Origin of the sequence: Pseudomonas sp. ChxA (genome assembly GCF_030263855.1) — a bacterium.
GTDB classification, from domain to species: domain Bacteria; phylum Pseudomonadota; class Gammaproteobacteria; order Pseudomonadales; family Pseudomonadaceae; genus Aquipseudomonas; species Aquipseudomonas fluorescens_CB.
Genome location: NZ_JARPMK010000001.1, coordinates 3520948 through 3537150 on the forward strand (window position 1 = coordinate 3520948; position 16203 = coordinate 3537150).

Genomic DNA, 16203 nt, shown 5'->3' on the forward strand with positions numbered 1-16203 from the left:
TTCCCATGAGTGAAGATGCACAAGATGTCGTACTGATTGTCGAAGACGACGAATCCATTATGTTTGTGCTGGGTGAATACCTGGCAGGCCTGGGCTACCGGGTGCTGAAGGCGATCGATGGGGAGCAGGCCTTCGAGATTCTCGCCACCAAGCCGCACCTGGACCTGATGGTCACGGATTACCGCCTGCCGGGCGGGATTTCCGGGGTGCAGATCGCTGAGCCTGCGATCAAGCTGCGACCTGAATTGAAAGTGATCTTTATCAGCGGTTACCCGCAGGAGATCCTCGACTGCAATAGCCCGATCACGCGCAACGCGCCGATCCTGGCCAAGCCGTTTGATCTGGATACCTTGCAAGAGCATATCCAGCGCCTGCTGGCCTGAAGCAATAGGGCTGCTGCCTCGCAGCAGCCCTATTGCTTGATCATCTCCCGCACCTTGGCGGTCAGCAGGTCGAAGGTGAACGGCTTGGTGATCAGTTGCATCCCCGGGTCCAGGAACCCGCCGCGCACCGCCGCGTGCTCGGCGTAGCCAGTGATAAACAATACCTTCAGTTCCGGGCGCAATTGCCGCCCGATCTCTGCCAGTTGTCGCCCGTTCATGCCGGGCAAGCCCACATCACTGATCAACAGGTCAATACGCTGATCAGACTCGATAATCGGCACCGCCGTGTTGGCATCACCCGCCTCGACAAAGGCATAGCCCAATTCCTTGAGCACTGCGCTGACCAGTACGCGCACGGCCGGATCATCCTCGACGATCAAGACAGTCTCACCTGCATTGGCGAACGGCAGCAGTGCCGGGTTAACGGCAATGTCCGCGATGCGTTCACCGATAAAGCGCGGCAGGAACAGGCTGACGGTAGTGCCCTTGCCAACCTCACTGTGGATGGTCACATGCCCATGGGATTGCCGGGCAAAGCCGTAGATCATCGACAGACCCAGGCCGGTGCCCTGGCCGATCGGCTTGGTGGTGAAAAACGGGTCGAAGACACGGCCCAGCAAGCTCTCCGGGATACCGCAGCCCGTATCACTGACGCTCAGTTCCACGTAGTCGCCTGGCAGCAAGGTGCCATAGGCGGCGGTGAACACGTTGTCGAGGTGGCGGTTGGCGGTCTCCACGATGAGGTTGCCACCCGTGGGCATGGCATCGCGCGCATTGATCACCAGGTTGAGCAGGGCGCTCTCCAGCTGATTGGGGTCGGCCTCGGCGATCCACAGTTGATCGGTGAGGCGCATGTCCAAGGCGATGCTTTCGTTGATACTGCGTTGCAACAGTTCGCCAATGGAGCTGACCAACTGGTTGATCTCCACCGGCTTGGAGTCCAGCGACTGGCGACGTGAGAACGCAAGCAGGCGATGGGTCAGGCCGGCGGCGCGGTTGGCCGAGGTGACGCCCAGGTCGATCAGACTGTCCAGATCGTCCAGTTTTCCACGCGCGACCCGCCTGCGCAGCAACTCCAGGCTGCCGATAATGCCGGTAAGCATGTTGTTGAAGTCATGGGCGATACCGCCGGTCAACTGGCCGACAGCCTCCATTTTCTGTGACTGGCGCAAGGCTTCTTCGTTGTTGCGCAATTGCGCTGTGCGTTCTTCAACCTGCTGCTCAAGGGTTTCCAAAGTGCTTTGCAGGCGCTGCTCGCTCTCGCTCAAATCAACCAGGCGGTCACGGGCCTCGTATTGGCGGCGCCGCCCACGCAGTGCCGCGCTCACCAGACTGATCAGGGTTACCGGGTGGAAAGGGCGCTCCAGAAAGGTCACGTTGCCCAGCAGGCCACTCAGGTGGGATGAGCCGTTCTGCTCACTGCCGCCATGGTGAGTCATCAGCACGATGGGCAAGTCGGACCAGGCCGGTTGCTCGTGCAGGTAATGCAACAGGGGTTCCAGATCCACACCGCGCAGGGCTTCGGCGGCAATCACCAACATACCGACGCCTTCCTCAAGTGCTTCGCAGAGTACAGTCAGGTCAGCGGCAACCATGCCGGTGTAGCCGGCTTCCTTGAGCATCATCTGCGCCAGGGAGCCGTCACGGCCCAATGGCGCCAGGATGATTGCGCGCTCGGAGACGGGAGTAAGGCCGGTCACACGCCCTCTTCCTTGAGCAGCGGGGAGCCGGCACCCATATAGGTTGGGATACCGCGCAGTACGCCCTGGAAGTTGTCCAGCGGCTCGCCCACCGTCAAACCATTGTTGGCGATACGGTATTCGCGAATGGTCGACTCGTGGCTGCCGGTGCGTTTCTTGATGATCGAAATAGCCCGCCGCACCTTGCCGAGGGCTTCGAAGTAACGCAACAGGATCACGGTATCGGCCAGGTAAGTAATATCGACCGGAGCCTGCATATCGCCCACGAGCCCATGTTGGGCCACCGTCATGAACGTCGCCGCGCCGCGACGGTTCAGGTACAGCAGCAACTCGTGCATATGCAGGATCAGGGAGTTTTCCTCAGGCATCGCCGCCTGGTAGCCGTTGATACTGTCGATCACCACGGTTTTGATCCCACGCTCATCGACGCAACGCCGCACGCGGTGGGAGAACTCGCCTGGCGACAGCTCAGCCGCATCGACTTGTTCGATCAGCAGGTTACCGGTGTCTTGCAGCGCAGCCAGGTCAATGCCCATGTTTTTCATGCGCTCAAACAGCAGGCCCAGCTCTTCATCGAAAATAAACAGCGCGGCTTTTTCGCCACGCGCCACGGCGGCGGCGGCAAAGATCATCGAGATCAACGATTTGCCGGTACCGGCCGGGCCGAGGATAAGCGTGCTGGAGCCGGTTTCGACGCCGCCGCCCATCAAGGCGTCCATTGCACGGATGCCACTGCTCAAGGTCTGGCGCACGTAACCACCACGATGCTCGGCGGCCACCAGGCGCGGGAACACGTGGATGCCGTCTTCCATGATGGTGAAGTCGTGGAAGCCGCCACGGTATTTCTGGCCACGGTACTTCACCACGCGGATGCGGCGGCGTTCAGCACCGTAGGTGGGCGTCAGTTCTTCCAGGCGAATCACGCCGTGGGCCACGCTGTGTACGGTTTTATCCAGGGATTCGGTGGTCAGGTCGTCAAGCAGCAGGACGGTAGCGTCGTAGCGCACAAAGTAGTGTTTGATCGCCAGGATCTGGCGGCGATAGCGCAGCGAGCTTTGCGCCAGCAGGCGGATTTCCGAAAGACTGTCGATGACCACGCGGGTCGGTTTGACCCGTTCCACCACCTCAAAAATCTGTCGTGTGGCTTCGCCCAGTTCCAGGTCAGAGGAGTACAGCAGGCTTTGCTGGTGATCGGCGTCGAGCAGGCTTTCTGGTGGGGTCAGTTCGAAGATGTGAATATTGTCGTCCAGGTCCCAGCCGTGTGACTTGGCGCCCTGGCGCAACTCGCGTTCGGTTTCTGACAGGGTGATGTACAGGGACCGCTCACCGTTTTTCGCGCCGGCTTGCAGGAAGTGCAGCGCTACGGTGGTTTTCCCGGTGCCGGGTTCGCCTTCCAGCAGGAACAGGTGGCTGCGCGATAGCCCCCCGGAAAGAATGTCGTCAAGACCTTCGATGCCGGTGGCCGCCTTTTCACTGAACAGCTCTTTGGATGTAGACAAGAAGTGCCCTCGGGTCACGTACAAGTAAAGGGAGGCGCGTCGGCTTGGACGCGCCATATTTACTTGACCGTAGCGGGTTGTGGCGGTTCAACCTGTCGCGTAAATCGTTGGATGGGAGCGTGAGGGTGTTTTGGTGTACATATCCGTTGCTGCGGTCACGGCGGCCTATGGTTCCGCTCTTACAGCGGGTCACTTTTGGCAAACGCCCCAAAAGTAACCAAAAGGTCTGTGCCCCACCACTCGGCACCTCGCTTAGGCTCGGTGTGCCCTCACTCCGGCTTGAATCCGTGGGCCGCCGCGATGGGCCATCCTTGGCCCAGCGCGGCTAACCCGGCGTCCTGCCGGGTTACCCACGGATTCAAGCCTGCGTTCGGCCATCGTGGTTAACGGGGCGTCTCAGATCAAGATCAAGATCAAGATCTACAGCACGGCGGCCTGAAAGCCGACCTGAGTGGTTGAAGCAAGAGCCAGATCAAGTGCAAGGCAAAAGCCTATCTGAATACACTGAAGAGTTGCTTTTCTGTGGGAGCTGGCTTGCCTGCGATGCAGACACCTCGGTACATCAGTTACACAGAGTTGATGCTATCGCAGGCAAGCCAGCTCCCACAGTTGACCGAGTATGGCTTTGCTGTTGCTGTTGCTCTGGCCCTTACATCCTTTTCGCTGGCGAAGTCAGCGGTCTTTTGATCTGCGCTTTTGATCTTGATCTGAAATCGCCCCGTCAAACACGATGGCCGGAATCTGACAGGGATTTGGGGGGTAAACCGGCAGGGATGCCGGTTTAGCCGCGCTGGGCCAAGGATGGCCCATCGCGGCGGCCCCCCAAATCACTGTCGGATTGCGGGCATGCCGAGCCATAGCGAGGCACCGAGTGTTGGGGCGAAGACTTTTTGGTTACTTTTGTGTCTTTACAAAAGTGACCCGCCGTAAGGGCGGAACCCTAAGCGGCCGTTACCGCAGCAACGGATATGCCCCCAACCCAGCCCAGCCCAGCCTAAAGCCCCTGCTGCAACGCCGGATCATCCGGATTCTGCTGCTCCAGCTGTGCCAATAACACCTGCACATTCTGCAACTGCCCGGTTTCTTTCCAATAGCTGACCAGCAACACACGCGCCTTGCGATTAGCCGGATGACGCTGGACGATTTCCTCCAGCTGACGCTGAGCAGCCTCCACTTCTTCCTGGGCATGCAAGGTGGTAGCAAGGTCAAAGCGGTAATCCTGATTGCCCGGCTCAAGCTCCACGGCCTTGGACAGCCCAAGCAGCGCGTACGGCCGCTCCCCATGGTGCAACAGCCACATGCCCAAGGCGTGTTGCAGGTAGGCCGACTCCGGATGCGCTGCCAATTGCCGCGCCAGCAACTGGCGGGACTCGTCAGTCTTGCCCTGTTTATCGAGCAATTCGATCTGCGCCACCACCGCTTGGAGGTTGTCCGGTTGCAGGCGCATGGCCTGCTCCAGCGCATGTTGCGCGTCCGGCAGCAGGGCGCTGTGGATGTACAAGCGCGCCAACTGGATCCAGCCCTCGGCGGTTTCCGGCTCAGCCTTGAGCTTTTTCACGAACTCATCGAGCACTTGCTGCAAAGGCCCGAAATACAGGCCCAGGGTATCCGGCGACAAGCCGAGCAGGGCATTGGCGGCAGCAAAGCGTACCTCTTGCTCTGGGTCATCCAGCGCCGGGCCAAGCAGCAAGGTGCGTTGGCCGCTGGGCACCAGGCCGACAATGCTGTGGATCGCCGCCTCGCGAACCAATGGCGACTCATCCGCCAAGTCTTTATCCGCCAGCTTCAGCGCTTGAGGGCTTGGGTAATTGGGCAGTTCAACGTGCAATGCGGCGCGACGTTCAGGTGACAAGTCCGGGCGACCGAGCTGCTGATACAGCACGCGGGCGGCGCCTGGTTCGCCGTTGCGAGCCTGTTTCAGCGCCTTGGCGTAACCATGGGCAATCGCCGGCGGCACGGCCACCGGGGTGGAGCGGGAGAAATACCAGGTGACCAGGACAAGCAACAACAGGGCGCACAGGCCGATGATGGAGTAACGGCGTGACTTTGACATGCAGGCGTCCAAAAGCTGGGGGCAGCTATCGCAAAGCCTCAAGCTTCGGCCAGACCACGGCGAGTGTCAAACCCGCATCAGTCCAGCACGTATTCCACTGGCTCCAGGGCAGGAGGCAGATCGATCTCGCCCAGGGCGGCGAGAATCTCGCGCTCCAGGGTGCGCACTATCGCATTGCAGGGCAGATCGTTTTCATCGAAACCGAACGGGTCTTCCAGATCATCACCGATTTCATCCAAACCAAAGAACGTGTAGCTGACGATGGCGGTGAACACCGGCGTCAACCAGCCCAGCGGCTCGGCCATGGCGAACGGCAGCAGAATGCAGAACAGGTAAATGGTGCGGTGCAGCAGCAAGGTGTAAGGGAAGGGCAGTGGCGTGGTTTTGATCCGCTCGCAGGCAGCCTGCACCAGGCTCAGGCTGACCAACCGGGTTTCCAGCTGGGTGTAGCGCCATTCACTGATCACGCCCTGTTCGGCCAGCTGCGAAAACCGCGCGCCCAGTTGTTGCAGCACGTTGTCGGGGAGATTGGGGTGGGCCCGGTCAACCGCAATCCAGGGCGTGATAACGCGGGCTTCATCTTCACGGCGCAGGTGCGCGACCAGGCCGTGGGCAAACCCGCACACCCCACGCAACAGGCTGGCGCGCTCAGGTGAGTCGCCCAGCACTTGGGTTTCGCGGATCAGCGAGCGCACCTCAATGATCATCTGCCCCAGTTGCTTGCGGCCTTCCCACCAACGGTCATAGCAGGCGTTGTTGCGAAAGCTCATGAAGATCGACAACGACAACCCGAGCAAGGTAAACGGCGTGGCATTGACCTTGGAGAAGTAGGCCGGGTGCAGGGTCTCTACCAGCACGATTACCGAGGCCAGCAGTGTGACCAACAGGCTGCGCAAGGCAATGCGCTTGGCAATCGAGCCTTTCAACGAAAACAGGATACCCACGAGGTTGGGTTTGGGGCGGACGATCATCGGCAGGCGGCTTCTTTGGTGGTGCAGGCCTAAAGATTAGGAGTTTGCACCCGGAGCGTCCAATCACTGCGGCTGACCGGCTGATAAGCCGGATCAATGATTGGCCAAACCAGTCAGCCAAGTTGAAGGCTTTGACCATTGCCGCCACAGCGCTCTAGAGCGACTATTTCAGCGATTCTCGTCGTGACAAATGTCCTGAAAATAAAAACACATAAGGATTTGGAACCATGCGTGAGTATTTGGCTGCCACCACTGCGTTCGATTACCAGCACACCGTCAACGCCGCCTTGTCCGGCAACCTGCAAGCCCTGAATGCCTGTGTGGAGTGTTGCGACCGCCACGCGCTGCCGGGGCGCATCGCGTTGTTTTGGGAAGGCAAGGATGGGCGCAGCGCCACCGTGACCTTCACCCAATTGCAGGACCAGGCGGCGCGCTTTGCCAATTTCCTGCTGGCCCAAGGCGTGCAACGGGGTGACAAGGTGGCGGGCCTGCTGCCGCGCACGGCGGAGTTATTGGTGGTGGTGTTGGCCACGTGGCGCATCGGCGCGGTGTATCAGCCGTTATTTACCGCCTTCGGGCCTAAAGCTATCGAGCATCGGCTGAACAGCTCCGGCGCCGTACTGGTGGTCACGGATGCAGTCAACCGCCCCAAGCTGGATGAAGTAGAAGGCTGCCCGACCATCGTCACGGTGGCCGGTGACAAGGGCGAAGGCATTGTGCGCGGCGACTATAGCTTCTGGGCCGAACTGCCGAATTATTCAAACATCTGCGATCCGGTGCTACTGGGCGCAGAAGACCCGTTCCTGTTGATGTTCACCTCGGGCACCACCGGCCCGTCAAAAGCGCTGTCGGTGCCGCTCAAGGCGATCGTCGCGTTTCAGAGCTACACCCGCGACGCGGTGGATTTGCGCCCCGAAGACGCGTTCTGGAATGTCGCCGATCCGGGCTGGGCCTATGGCATCTATTTTGGCGTGACCGGGCCGCTGTCCATGGGCCACCCGATTACCTTCTACGATGGGCCGTTTACCCTGGAAAGCACCTGCCGGGTGATCAATAAATATGCAATTACCAACCTCACCGGTTCACCCACCGCTTACCGCCTGCTGATTGCCGGTGGCGAACAGTTCGCGCGCGCCATCAAGGGCAAGCTGCGCATCGTCAGCAGCGCCGGCGAGCCGCTGAACCCTGAAGTGATCCGCTGGTTCGCCGATAACCTGGGCGTGGTCATTCATGACCATTACGGCCAGACCGAACTGGGCATGGTGTTGTGCAACCATCACGGCCTGGCGCACCCCGTGCACGTTGGCTCGGCAGGCTTTGCCTCACCGGGCCACCGCATCGTGGTGCTCGATGACGCGTATCAGGAATTGCCGGCGGGCCAGCCGGGCATCCTCGCGATTGACCGTGAGCACTCGCCGATGTGCTGGTTCGCAGGCTACGACGGGGTGAAGACCAAGGCGTTTGTCGGCAAGTACTACCTCAGTGGCGACACCGTGGAGCTGAACCCCGATGGCAGCATCAGCTTTGTCGGACGCAGTGACGATGTGATCACCACGTCCGGCTACCGCGTAGGGCCATTTGACGTCGAAAGCGCCCTGGTCGAGCACCCGGCCGTGGTCGAGGCCGCCGTCGTCGGCAAACCGTGCCCGGAGCGCACCGAACTGGTCAAAGCCTTTGTGGTGATCAACGAGCAGTACCGCGCCACGCCGGAACTGGCCGAGGAGCTGCGCCTGCACGTTCGCAAGCGCTTGGCGGCCCATGCCTACCCGCGGGAAATCGAATTTGTCAGCGACTTGCCCAAGACCCCTAGCGGCAAGCTGCAACGCTTTATTTTGCGTAATCAGGAAATTGCGAAGGCACAGGCCATCGCCTGATCCACTTTTAAGGAAACAATGATGCAGATTGAAAACAAGGTATTCCTGGTCAGCGGCGGTGCTTCGGGCCTCGGCGCGGCCACCGCTGAAATGCTCATCGCCGCCGGTGCCAAGGTGATGCTGGTCGACCTGAACGCCGACGCCGTAGCGGCCAAGGCCAAGCAACTGGGCGACAACGCCCGCAGCGCCGTGGCCGATATCAGCCAGGAAGCCGCCGCCGAAGCTGCCGTACACGCCACCGTTGCCGCTTTTGGCGGCTTGCACGGCCTGGTCAACTGCGCCGGCGTGGTACGTGGCGAGAAGATCCTCGGCAAGAACGGCCCGCACGCATTGGCCAGCTTTGCCCAGGTGATCAACGTCAACCTGATCGGCAGTTTCAACCTGCTGCGCCTGGCGGCTGCGGCCATCGCTGAAACCGAGGCAAATGCCGACGGTGAGCGTGGCGTGATCATCAACACCGCGTCGGTAGCCGCTTTTGACGGGCAGATCGGCCAGGCGGCGTATGCCGCCTCCAAAGGTGCCATCGCCAGCCTGACCTTGCCTGCGGCTCGCGAGCTGGCACGCTTCGGTATCCGCGTGATGACCATTGCCCCGGGCATTTTCGAAACACCGATGATGGCCGGCATGACCGCCGAAGTGCGCGATTCGCTGGCCGCTGGCGTGCCATTCCCGCCGCGCCTGGGCAAACCGTCCGAGTACGCCGCGCTGGTACGTCACATCATTGAAAACAGCATGCTCAATGGCGAGGTGATCCGTCTCGACGGTGCCTTGCGTATGGCAGCCAAGTAAGGAGAACACCCCATGAACGATCCGATTGTTATTGTCAGCGCCGTGCGCACGCCCATGGGCGGCTTCCAGGGCGACCTCAAAGGCCTGACCGCGCCGCAACTGGGCGCTGCCGCGATCCGCGCCGCCGTCGAACGCGCCGGGATTGCCCCGGATGCAGTCGATGAAGTGCTGTTCGGCTGTGTGCTGCCCGCAGGCCTGGGCCAGGCGCCTGCGCGTCAGGCAGCCCTGGGCGCCGGGCTGGACAAGGCCACGCGCTGCACCACCTTGAACAAGATGTGCGGCTCGGGTATGGAAGCGACCATCCTCGCCCACGATTCGCTGCTGGCCGGCAGTGTCGATGTAGTGGTCGCCGGCGGCATGGAAAGCATGTCCAACGCACCGTACCTGCTTGACCGCGCGCGCAGCGGCTACCGCATGGGCCACGGTAAGGTGCTCGACCATATGTTCCTCGACGGCCTCGAAGACGCTTACGACAAGGGCCGCCTGATGGGCACCTTTGCCGAAGACTGCGCCGAGCACAACGGCTTCACCCGTGAAGCGCAGGACGCCTTCGCCATTGCCTCGCTGACCCGCGCGCAAGAGGCCATCACCCACGGCAGCTTTGCCGCGGAGATCGTGCCGGTACAGGTCACCGTCGGCAAAGAGCAAAAGACCATCCTGCATGACGAGCAGCCGCCCAAGGCCAAGCTGGACAAGATCGCCAGCCTGAAACCGGCATTCCGCGAGGGCGGCACGGTGACGGCGGCCAACTCCAGCTCGATTTCCGATGGTGCGGCGGCGCTGTTGTTGATGCGTCAGTCCGAGGCGCAACAGCGTGGCCTCAAACCCCTGGCGGTGATCCACGGGCACGCGGCGTTCGCCGATGAGCCAGGCCTGTTCCCGGTAGCGCCCGTGGGGGCAATTCGCAAGTTGATGAGCAAGACCGGCTGGAACCTAGGCGACGTTGATCTGTTTGAAATCAACGAAGCCTTCGCGGTGGTCAGCCTGGTGACCATGAGCAAGCTGGAAATCCCCCACAGCAAGGTCAATATTCACGGCGGCGCCTGTGCCCTGGGCCATCCGATTGGTGCTTCCGGTGCGCGCATCCTGGTGACGCTGCTCTCGGCCCTGCGCCAGAAAGGCCTCAAGCGCGGGGTCGCCGCCATTTGTATTGGCGGCGGTGAAGCCACGGCCATGGCCGTCGAATGCCTGTATTAAGGACTCAACATGCTGCCCAATGACGAACAACTGCAAATCAGCGAAGCGGCCCGGCAATTTGCCCAGGAACGCCTGAAACCCTTTGCCGCCGAATGGGACCGCGAGCACCGTTTCCCCAAGGAAGCCATTGGCGAAATGGCCGAGCTGGGCTTTTTTGGCATGCTGGTGCCGGAACAGTGGGGTGGTTGCGACACCGGCTACCTGGCCTACGCCATGGCCCTGGAAGAAATCGCCGCTGGTGATGGCGCATGCTCGACCATCATGAGCGTGCACAACTCGGTGGGGTGCGTGCCGATCCTCAAATTCGGTAACGAGCAGCAGAAACAGCAGTTCCTCACGCCGCTGGCCAGTGGCGCCATGCTCGGTGCCTTCGCGTTGACCGAGCCCCAGGCCGGCTCCGATGCCAGCAGCCTGAAAACCCGTGCACGCCTTGAGGGCGACCATTACGTGCTCAATGGCTGCAAACAGTTCATCACCTCCGGGCAGAACGCCGGGATCGTGATTGTGTTTGCGGTCACCGACCCGGCCGCAGGCAAGCGCGGGATCAGCGCGTTTATCGTGCCCACCGACTCGCCGGGCTACACGGTGGCGCGGGTGGAAGACAAACTCGGCCAGCATGCATCCGACACCTGCCAGATCCTCTTCGACGATGTAAAGGTGCCGGTGGCCAACCGTTTGGGCGAGGAGGGCGAAGGCTACAGGATCGCCCTGGCCAACCTCGAAGGCGGCCGCGTCGGCATCGCCTCGCAATCGGTGGGCATGGCCCGCGCAGCCTTCGAAGCCGCCCGTGACTATGCCCGCGAGCGCGAAAGCTTTGGCAAGGCGCTGATCGAACACCAGGCGGTGGCCTTCCGTCTGGCCGACATGGCCACGCAAATCGCGGTGGCCCGGCAAATGGTGCATTACGCTGCGGCCCTGCGTGACAGCGGCAAGCCGGCCTTGGTCGAGGCGTCGATGGCCAAGCTGTTTGCTTCGGAAATGGCCGAGAAAGTCTGCTCGGCCGCCTTGCAAACCTTGGGCGGTTACGGTTACCTGAGCGACTTCCCACTGGAGCGGATCTACCGCGATGTGCGGGTCTGCCAGATTTACGAAGGCACCAGCGATATTCAACGCATGGTCATCTCACGCAACCTTTAAGGAGCCGATACATGAGTTACGAAACCCTTTTGCTCGAAGTCCAGGGCCGCGTCGGGCTGATTACCCTCAATCGCCCGCAAGCCCTGAACGCCTTGAACGCCCAACTGGTCAGCGAGTTGAACCAGGCGCTGGACGGCCTCGAAGCCGACCCGCAGATCGGCTGCATCGTGCTGACCGGCTCGAAAAAAGCCTTTGCCGCCGGCGCTGACATCAAGGAAATGGCCGAGCTGACCTACCCGCAGATCTACCTCGACGACCTGTTCAGCGACAGCGACCGCGTGGCCAACCGCCGCAAGCCGATCATTGCCGCCGTCAACGGTTTCGCCCTGGGCGGCGGTTGTGAACTGGCCTTGATGTGCGACTTTATCCTGGCCGGTGACGGCGCCAAGTTCGGCCAGCCGGAAATCAACCTCGGCGTACTGCCGGGCATGGGCGGCACCCAGCGCCTGACCCGCGCCGTGGGTAAGGCCAAGGCCATGGAAATGTGCCTGACCGGGCGCTTTATTGATGCCGTCGAAGCTGAGCGCTGCGGGATTGTGGCACGCATCGTGCCAGCCGATGAACTGCTCGAAGAAGCGCTGAAAACCGCGACCTTGATTGCCGGCAAGTCCGTGCCGATCAGCATGATGGTCAAAGAAAGCGTGAACCGCGCGTTTGAGGTGAGCCTGTCTGAAGGCGTGCGCTTTGAGCGCCGAGTGTTCCATGCCGCGTTTGCCACCCAGGACCAGAAGGAAGGCATGGCTGCGTTTGTGGCCAAGCGAACGCCTGAGTTCAAGGACCAGTAACCCGCCCAGTGCTCGTTCCCACGCTCCGCGTGGGAATGCCGCCCTTGAGGCTCTGCGTCAGCCCTTGAGGCGTAACGCGGAGCGTCTCCGGATGCGTTCCCTTGCAGAGCGTGGGAACGAGCACTGGGAGTCAGAGCTGGTAGTTCTTCAGTTCCCTGGCAATCACCATTCGCTGAATCTCGCTGGTGCCTTCGTAAATCTGCGTAATCCTCGCATCCCGGTAGTAGCGCTCCACCGGGTAGTCCTCAAGATACCCATACCCGCCATGGATCTGCATTGCCGAGGAGCAGACCTTTTCGGCCATCTCCGAAGCAAACAGCTTGGCCTGGGAGGCTTCCGACAGGCACGGTTTGCCCGCGCTGCGCAGGCGTGCGGCATGCAGGATCAGCAAGCGCGCGGCATTGAGCTGGGTCTGCATGTCGGCCAGCAGGTTGGCAATGCTTTGGTGCTCGATAATCGCCTTGTTGAACTGCACCCGATCCCGCGCATACGCCAAGGCTGCCTCGAACGCTGCACGGGCAATGCCCAAGGCTTGCGCGGCAATACCGATGCGTCCACCTTCGAGGTTGGACAGGGCGATGGCCAGGCCCTTGCCGCGTTCACCCAACAAGTTGGCTTCGGGTACGGTGCACTGGTTGAGCGTGACGGCGCAGGTGTCCGAGGCGCGAATACCCATCTTGTGTTCGGTACGGTCGACCACAAAGCCAGGGGTGTCAGTGGGCACCAGGAAGGCGGAGATACCTTTTTTGCCCAGCTCCGGGTCTGTCACGGCAAACACAATGGCCAACTTGGCGCGCTTGCCGTTGCTGACAAACTGCTTGGCGCCGGTGATCACCCACTGGCCATCGCGCAGTTCGGCACGGGTGCGCAGGTTATGGGCTTCGGACCCGGCTTGGGGTTCGGTGAGGCAAAAGCAGCCGATGGCTTGGCCGCTGGCCAGGTCAGCCAGCCAGGTGTGTTTCTGCGCATCGGTGCCGTAGTTGAGGATTGGCCCGCAACCGACTGAATTATGGATACTCATGAGTGCGCCGGTGGCGCCATCACCGGCGGAAATCTCCTCGACGGCCAGGGCATACGCCACGTAATCGACATAGGTGCCGCCCCATTCTTCCGGCACCACCATGCCCAACAGGCCGAGTTCGCCCATCTTCGCGACGAGGGCGTCATCGATCCAGCCGGCTTTTTCCCAGGCTTGCGCATGCGGGGCGATTTCGCCACGGGCAAAGTCGCGCGCCATGTCGCGAATCATCACTTGTTCTTCAGTGTATTCAATATCTTGCATGGCTTATTTCCCACTCTGCTTGAAGTCACTGAAGAAGCTCTCGACATGGCTGGCATCCAGTTCATGGACCGTCGCAGGGTTCCAGTGCGGGGTTTTGTCTTTGTCGATGATCAGCGCGCGAACCCCTTCGATCAGGTCGCCGCGTTCGAACCACTGGCGATCCAGGTGCAATTCCAATGCGAAGCACTGCTCCAGCGCCAAGCGCCGGCCACGGCGCAGCATCTGCAGGGTCACGGCCATCGCCAGCGGCGAGCGGGTCTGCATCAGGCTGGCGGTGGTGAGCGCCCATTCGTGGCTGTCGGCGACGGTGACTTGTTGCAGTTGCTCGACCATGCTCGGCACATCCGGCAACGCAAAGAAGTGGTCGATCGCCGGGCGTAACGCGGCCAGCGGGGCGTCGGGCAATTGTTGTACCGCAAGCTTGGCCAGCACGCCTTGCAGGTCCTTGAGCGGCGAATCCTGCCATTGCAGGCGGTCGAGTTTCTGCTCGAGTTCGGCGAGTTTGGCGCTGTCGATACACCAATCCGCCAGCCCGCAATACAGCGCATCGGCGGCGCGAATCTGCACGCCGGTGACACCGAGGTAAACCCCCAGCTCGCCAGGGATGCGCGAGAGGAAATAGCTGCCACCCACGTCCGGGAAATAACCGATGGCCACCTCCGGCATCGCCAGGCGGCTGCGTTCGGTCACCACACGCAAATCGGCGCCTTGCACCAGGCCCATGCCGCCGCCGAGGACAAAACCGTCCATCAGGGCCAGCACCGGCTTGCGGTAATGATGAATCGCCAGGTCCAGGGCGTATTCCTCGACGAAAAAGTCCTGATGCAGGCTGTCGCCCTGCTTGAAGCTGTCGTAGAGAGAGCGAATGTCCCCGCCGGCGCAAAAAGCCTTTTCACCGGCGCCGCGCAGGACCACGGCATACACCTGCGGGTCATCTGCCCAGGCCTGCAACTGCGCGGTCAGGCTACGGACCATCTCCAGGGTGATGGCATTCAAGCCGGCGGGGCGGTTGAGGGTGAGGTGGCCAATATGGTTACGAACGTCGGCCAGTACCTCGTCCTGAAGAATCTTGGCGTGGCTTGCTTCGGATGAAACCTGAGCAGTCATCACTAACTCCCTGCTTTTATTGTTCTTTATCAAGATGTTCGCGCACGAACTATCTCGCGATCGTACCAGTGCAAATTTGCCCAGTACAACCCGGAATCATGCAGGTCGTTTTTGCATTTATGCAGCGCTGCGGCTGCCCAGCACTTCGCCGATGCTGCGGCGTCGGGCGTGGCCTTCTGCCGCGTGGATCAACTGTTCCAGCTCTGTCGGCTCCACATCAAAGAACTGTTCCATGTCGGCCAGAGCCAGCTTCAGGTCAGCGGCGGTGATGGCCGCGTCGGTCACCGGTGCTGTGCTGCCCAGCACCACAGCGGGCGACTCGACCGCACCCTTGGGGTAACGCGTGCGTGTCGCGTTGTTGTAGGCCAGTGCGCAGATCAGCAGCGCGCCCGCGCCGAGCATCACTGGGCCGACTTCCTGCCAACCCAGGGCAATGGAGGCCGGGTCGGCGAGCACCAGCGTCATGGCCAGGCCACCAGCAGGCGGGTGCAGGCAGCGCAGCCAGCAAATCAGCACGACGGTCATGCCCGCTGCCAGGCAAGCGCTGCCCAGCGTACGGCCCAGCACCCGCGCCACCAGCAGGGCCACAACGGCGGCGCACAAGTAGCTGCCGATAATCGACCACGGCTGTGCCAACGCACCGGAGGACACGGCAAACAGCAAAACCGCTGAAGCCCCCAGAGGGCCGAGCAAGTGCAAGGCGACTTCCATACCGAATACCTGGGCACACACCCAGACACTTAGTAACGTGCCCAAAGCCATGCCAATGGCGGCGCGGCTCCATTCGGCGGGGCGGGTATTGATTGCAGCAGGTAACCAGCGAGCGAGCATCGACACGATCCATTAAACAACAGGCGAAAAAAAAGGCTCGCCTGGTTGCCCGGATAAGCCCTTTGAAAGTTCCAACATTTGGGGGAGGAACCTGTGCAGTGTGCCGAGCTTGATGCCATGGCGCCAATGCATATTAATGAGGATTAAATGCAAAAATAATGCAGTTAATGGTCCTCGCCATAGGTGATTCGATGCGTCGGTTGCGGCAGTGGCGTGCTGATGCGTCCGAGTACGCGACTATTCGCCTCGTCATTGAACAGCTGCCTATGCAGGTTCTCCTGCAAGGCAGAATCATTGGCCAGCGGCCCCTTCAGTGCCACCAAGGCGTCGCGCAACGCCATCAATCGATCCAGCTTCGGCGTAGGAATAAGCAACAGGTCTTCTGGCACGGCATTGCCCTTTTGATCAATCAGGTCTGTGTGCGTGGAAGGCTGGTTGCGCCCGATAGTAGATAGTTAACGCACATGGTGTAGGAGTCTACATTTGGGTTCCGGGCATCGGAAGGCAAAGTGCGCCAGCGTTTACGCATAGCTATGTAGGCGCTTTCCGGGCCGTCATAACGAAAAACGCCCACTCTTGAAGAAGTGGGCGCTGT

General features: G+C 61.1%; 14 protein-coding genes. 6 read left to right on the forward strand and 8 right to left on the reverse strand.

Features of this window, described 5'->3' with window-relative positions:
- Positions 1-5: 5 nt before the first annotated feature.
- A complete protein-coding gene (locus P5706_RS15780) occupies positions 6-383 on the forward strand; it encodes a response regulator (protein ID WP_003217591.1) in 378 nt (125 codons plus the stop codon).
- Positions 384-412: 29 nt separating this feature from the next.
- Here the strand turns inward: P5706_RS15780 and P5706_RS15785 are convergent, their stop codons facing one another.
- From P5706_RS15785 to P5706_RS15800, 4 genes are all read right to left on the reverse strand, one after another.
- Complete coding sequence (locus P5706_RS15785; RefSeq protein WP_285679978.1) at positions 413-2083, reverse strand: ATP-binding protein; 1671 nt, start codon at positions 2081-2083, stop codon at positions 413-415.
- Positions 2080-3582, reverse strand: a complete 1503-nt coding sequence (locus tag P5706_RS15790) for an ATPase domain-containing protein (protein WP_200434409.1) — start codon at positions 3580-3582, stop codon at positions 2080-2082. The genes P5706_RS15785 and P5706_RS15790 overlap by 4 nt, the downstream gene beginning before the upstream one ends.
- A 994-nt stretch (positions 3583-4576) precedes the next feature.
- Entirely contained in the window at positions 4577-5635 is a 1059-nt protein-coding gene (locus tag P5706_RS15795; protein ID WP_200433981.1) for a HEAT repeat domain-containing protein, read from the reverse strand.
- Between the two features lie 77 nt (positions 5636-5712).
- Positions 5713-6606: a bestrophin family protein gene (locus P5706_RS15800; protein WP_285679981.1), complete on the reverse strand. Its 894-nt coding sequence runs from the start codon at positions 6604-6606 to the stop codon at positions 5713-5715.
- A 227-nt stretch (positions 6607-6833) separates the two neighbouring features.
- On the opposite strand from P5706_RS15800, the gene P5706_RS15805 reads away from it, so the two are divergent.
- Genes P5706_RS15805 through P5706_RS15825 form a run of 5 tightly spaced genes read left to right on the forward strand, consistent with a single transcriptional unit; the run spans position 6834 to position 12388 of the window.
- Complete coding sequence (locus tag P5706_RS15805; RefSeq protein ID WP_285679983.1) at positions 6834-8480, forward strand: AMP-binding protein; 1647 nt, start codon at positions 6834-6836, stop codon at positions 8478-8480.
- A 21-nt stretch (positions 8481-8501) separates the two neighbouring features.
- Positions 8502-9269 carry an SDR family NAD(P)-dependent oxidoreductase gene (locus P5706_RS15810; RefSeq protein ID WP_200433984.1) on the forward strand — a complete coding sequence of 256 codons (768 nt, stop codon included), beginning with the start codon at positions 8502-8504 and terminating at the stop codon, positions 9267-9269.
- 12 nt (positions 9270-9281) lie between these two features.
- Complete coding sequence (locus P5706_RS15815) at positions 9282-10466, forward strand: acetyl-CoA C-acyltransferase (protein WP_138450501.1); 1185 nt, start codon at positions 9282-9284, stop codon at positions 10464-10466.
- Between the two features lie 9 nt (positions 10467-10475).
- A complete protein-coding gene (locus P5706_RS15820; RefSeq protein WP_200433986.1) occupies positions 10476-11603 on the forward strand; it encodes an acyl-CoA dehydrogenase in 1128 nt (375 codons plus the stop codon).
- An 11-nt stretch (positions 11604-11614) separates the two neighbouring features.
- Positions 11615-12388: an enoyl-CoA hydratase gene (locus P5706_RS15825; protein ID WP_200433987.1), complete on the forward strand. Its 774-nt coding sequence runs from the start codon at positions 11615-11617 to the stop codon at positions 12386-12388.
- Between the two features lie 130 nt (positions 12389-12518).
- Here P5706_RS15825 and P5706_RS15830 read toward each other — a convergent pair whose 3' ends face one another.
- The 4 genes from P5706_RS15830 to P5706_RS15845 all read right to left on the reverse strand — a co-directional run bounded on the left by P5706_RS15830 (position 12519) and on the right by P5706_RS15845 (position 15997).
- Positions 12519-13670, reverse strand: coding sequence for an acyl-CoA dehydrogenase family protein (locus tag P5706_RS15830; RefSeq protein WP_200433988.1), 1152 nt, complete (start codon positions 13668-13670; stop codon positions 12519-12521).
- 3 nt (positions 13671-13673) lie between these two features.
- Entirely contained in the window at positions 13674-14777 is a 1104-nt protein-coding gene (locus P5706_RS15835; RefSeq protein WP_200433989.1) for an enoyl-CoA hydratase/isomerase family protein, read from the reverse strand.
- Between the two features lie 117 nt (positions 14778-14894).
- The gene (locus P5706_RS15840) at positions 14895-15608 is read right to left on the reverse strand and encodes an HPP family protein (protein ID WP_285679988.1); all 714 of its coding nucleotides are present in this window, start codon (positions 15606-15608) and stop codon (positions 14895-14897) included.
- A gap of 164 nt (positions 15609-15772) precedes the next feature.
- Positions 15773-15997, reverse strand: a complete 225-nt coding sequence (locus tag P5706_RS15845) for a type VI secretion system contractile sheath small subunit (RefSeq protein WP_352231437.1) — start codon at positions 15995-15997, stop codon at positions 15773-15775.
- Positions 15998-16203 lie beyond the last annotated feature (206 nt).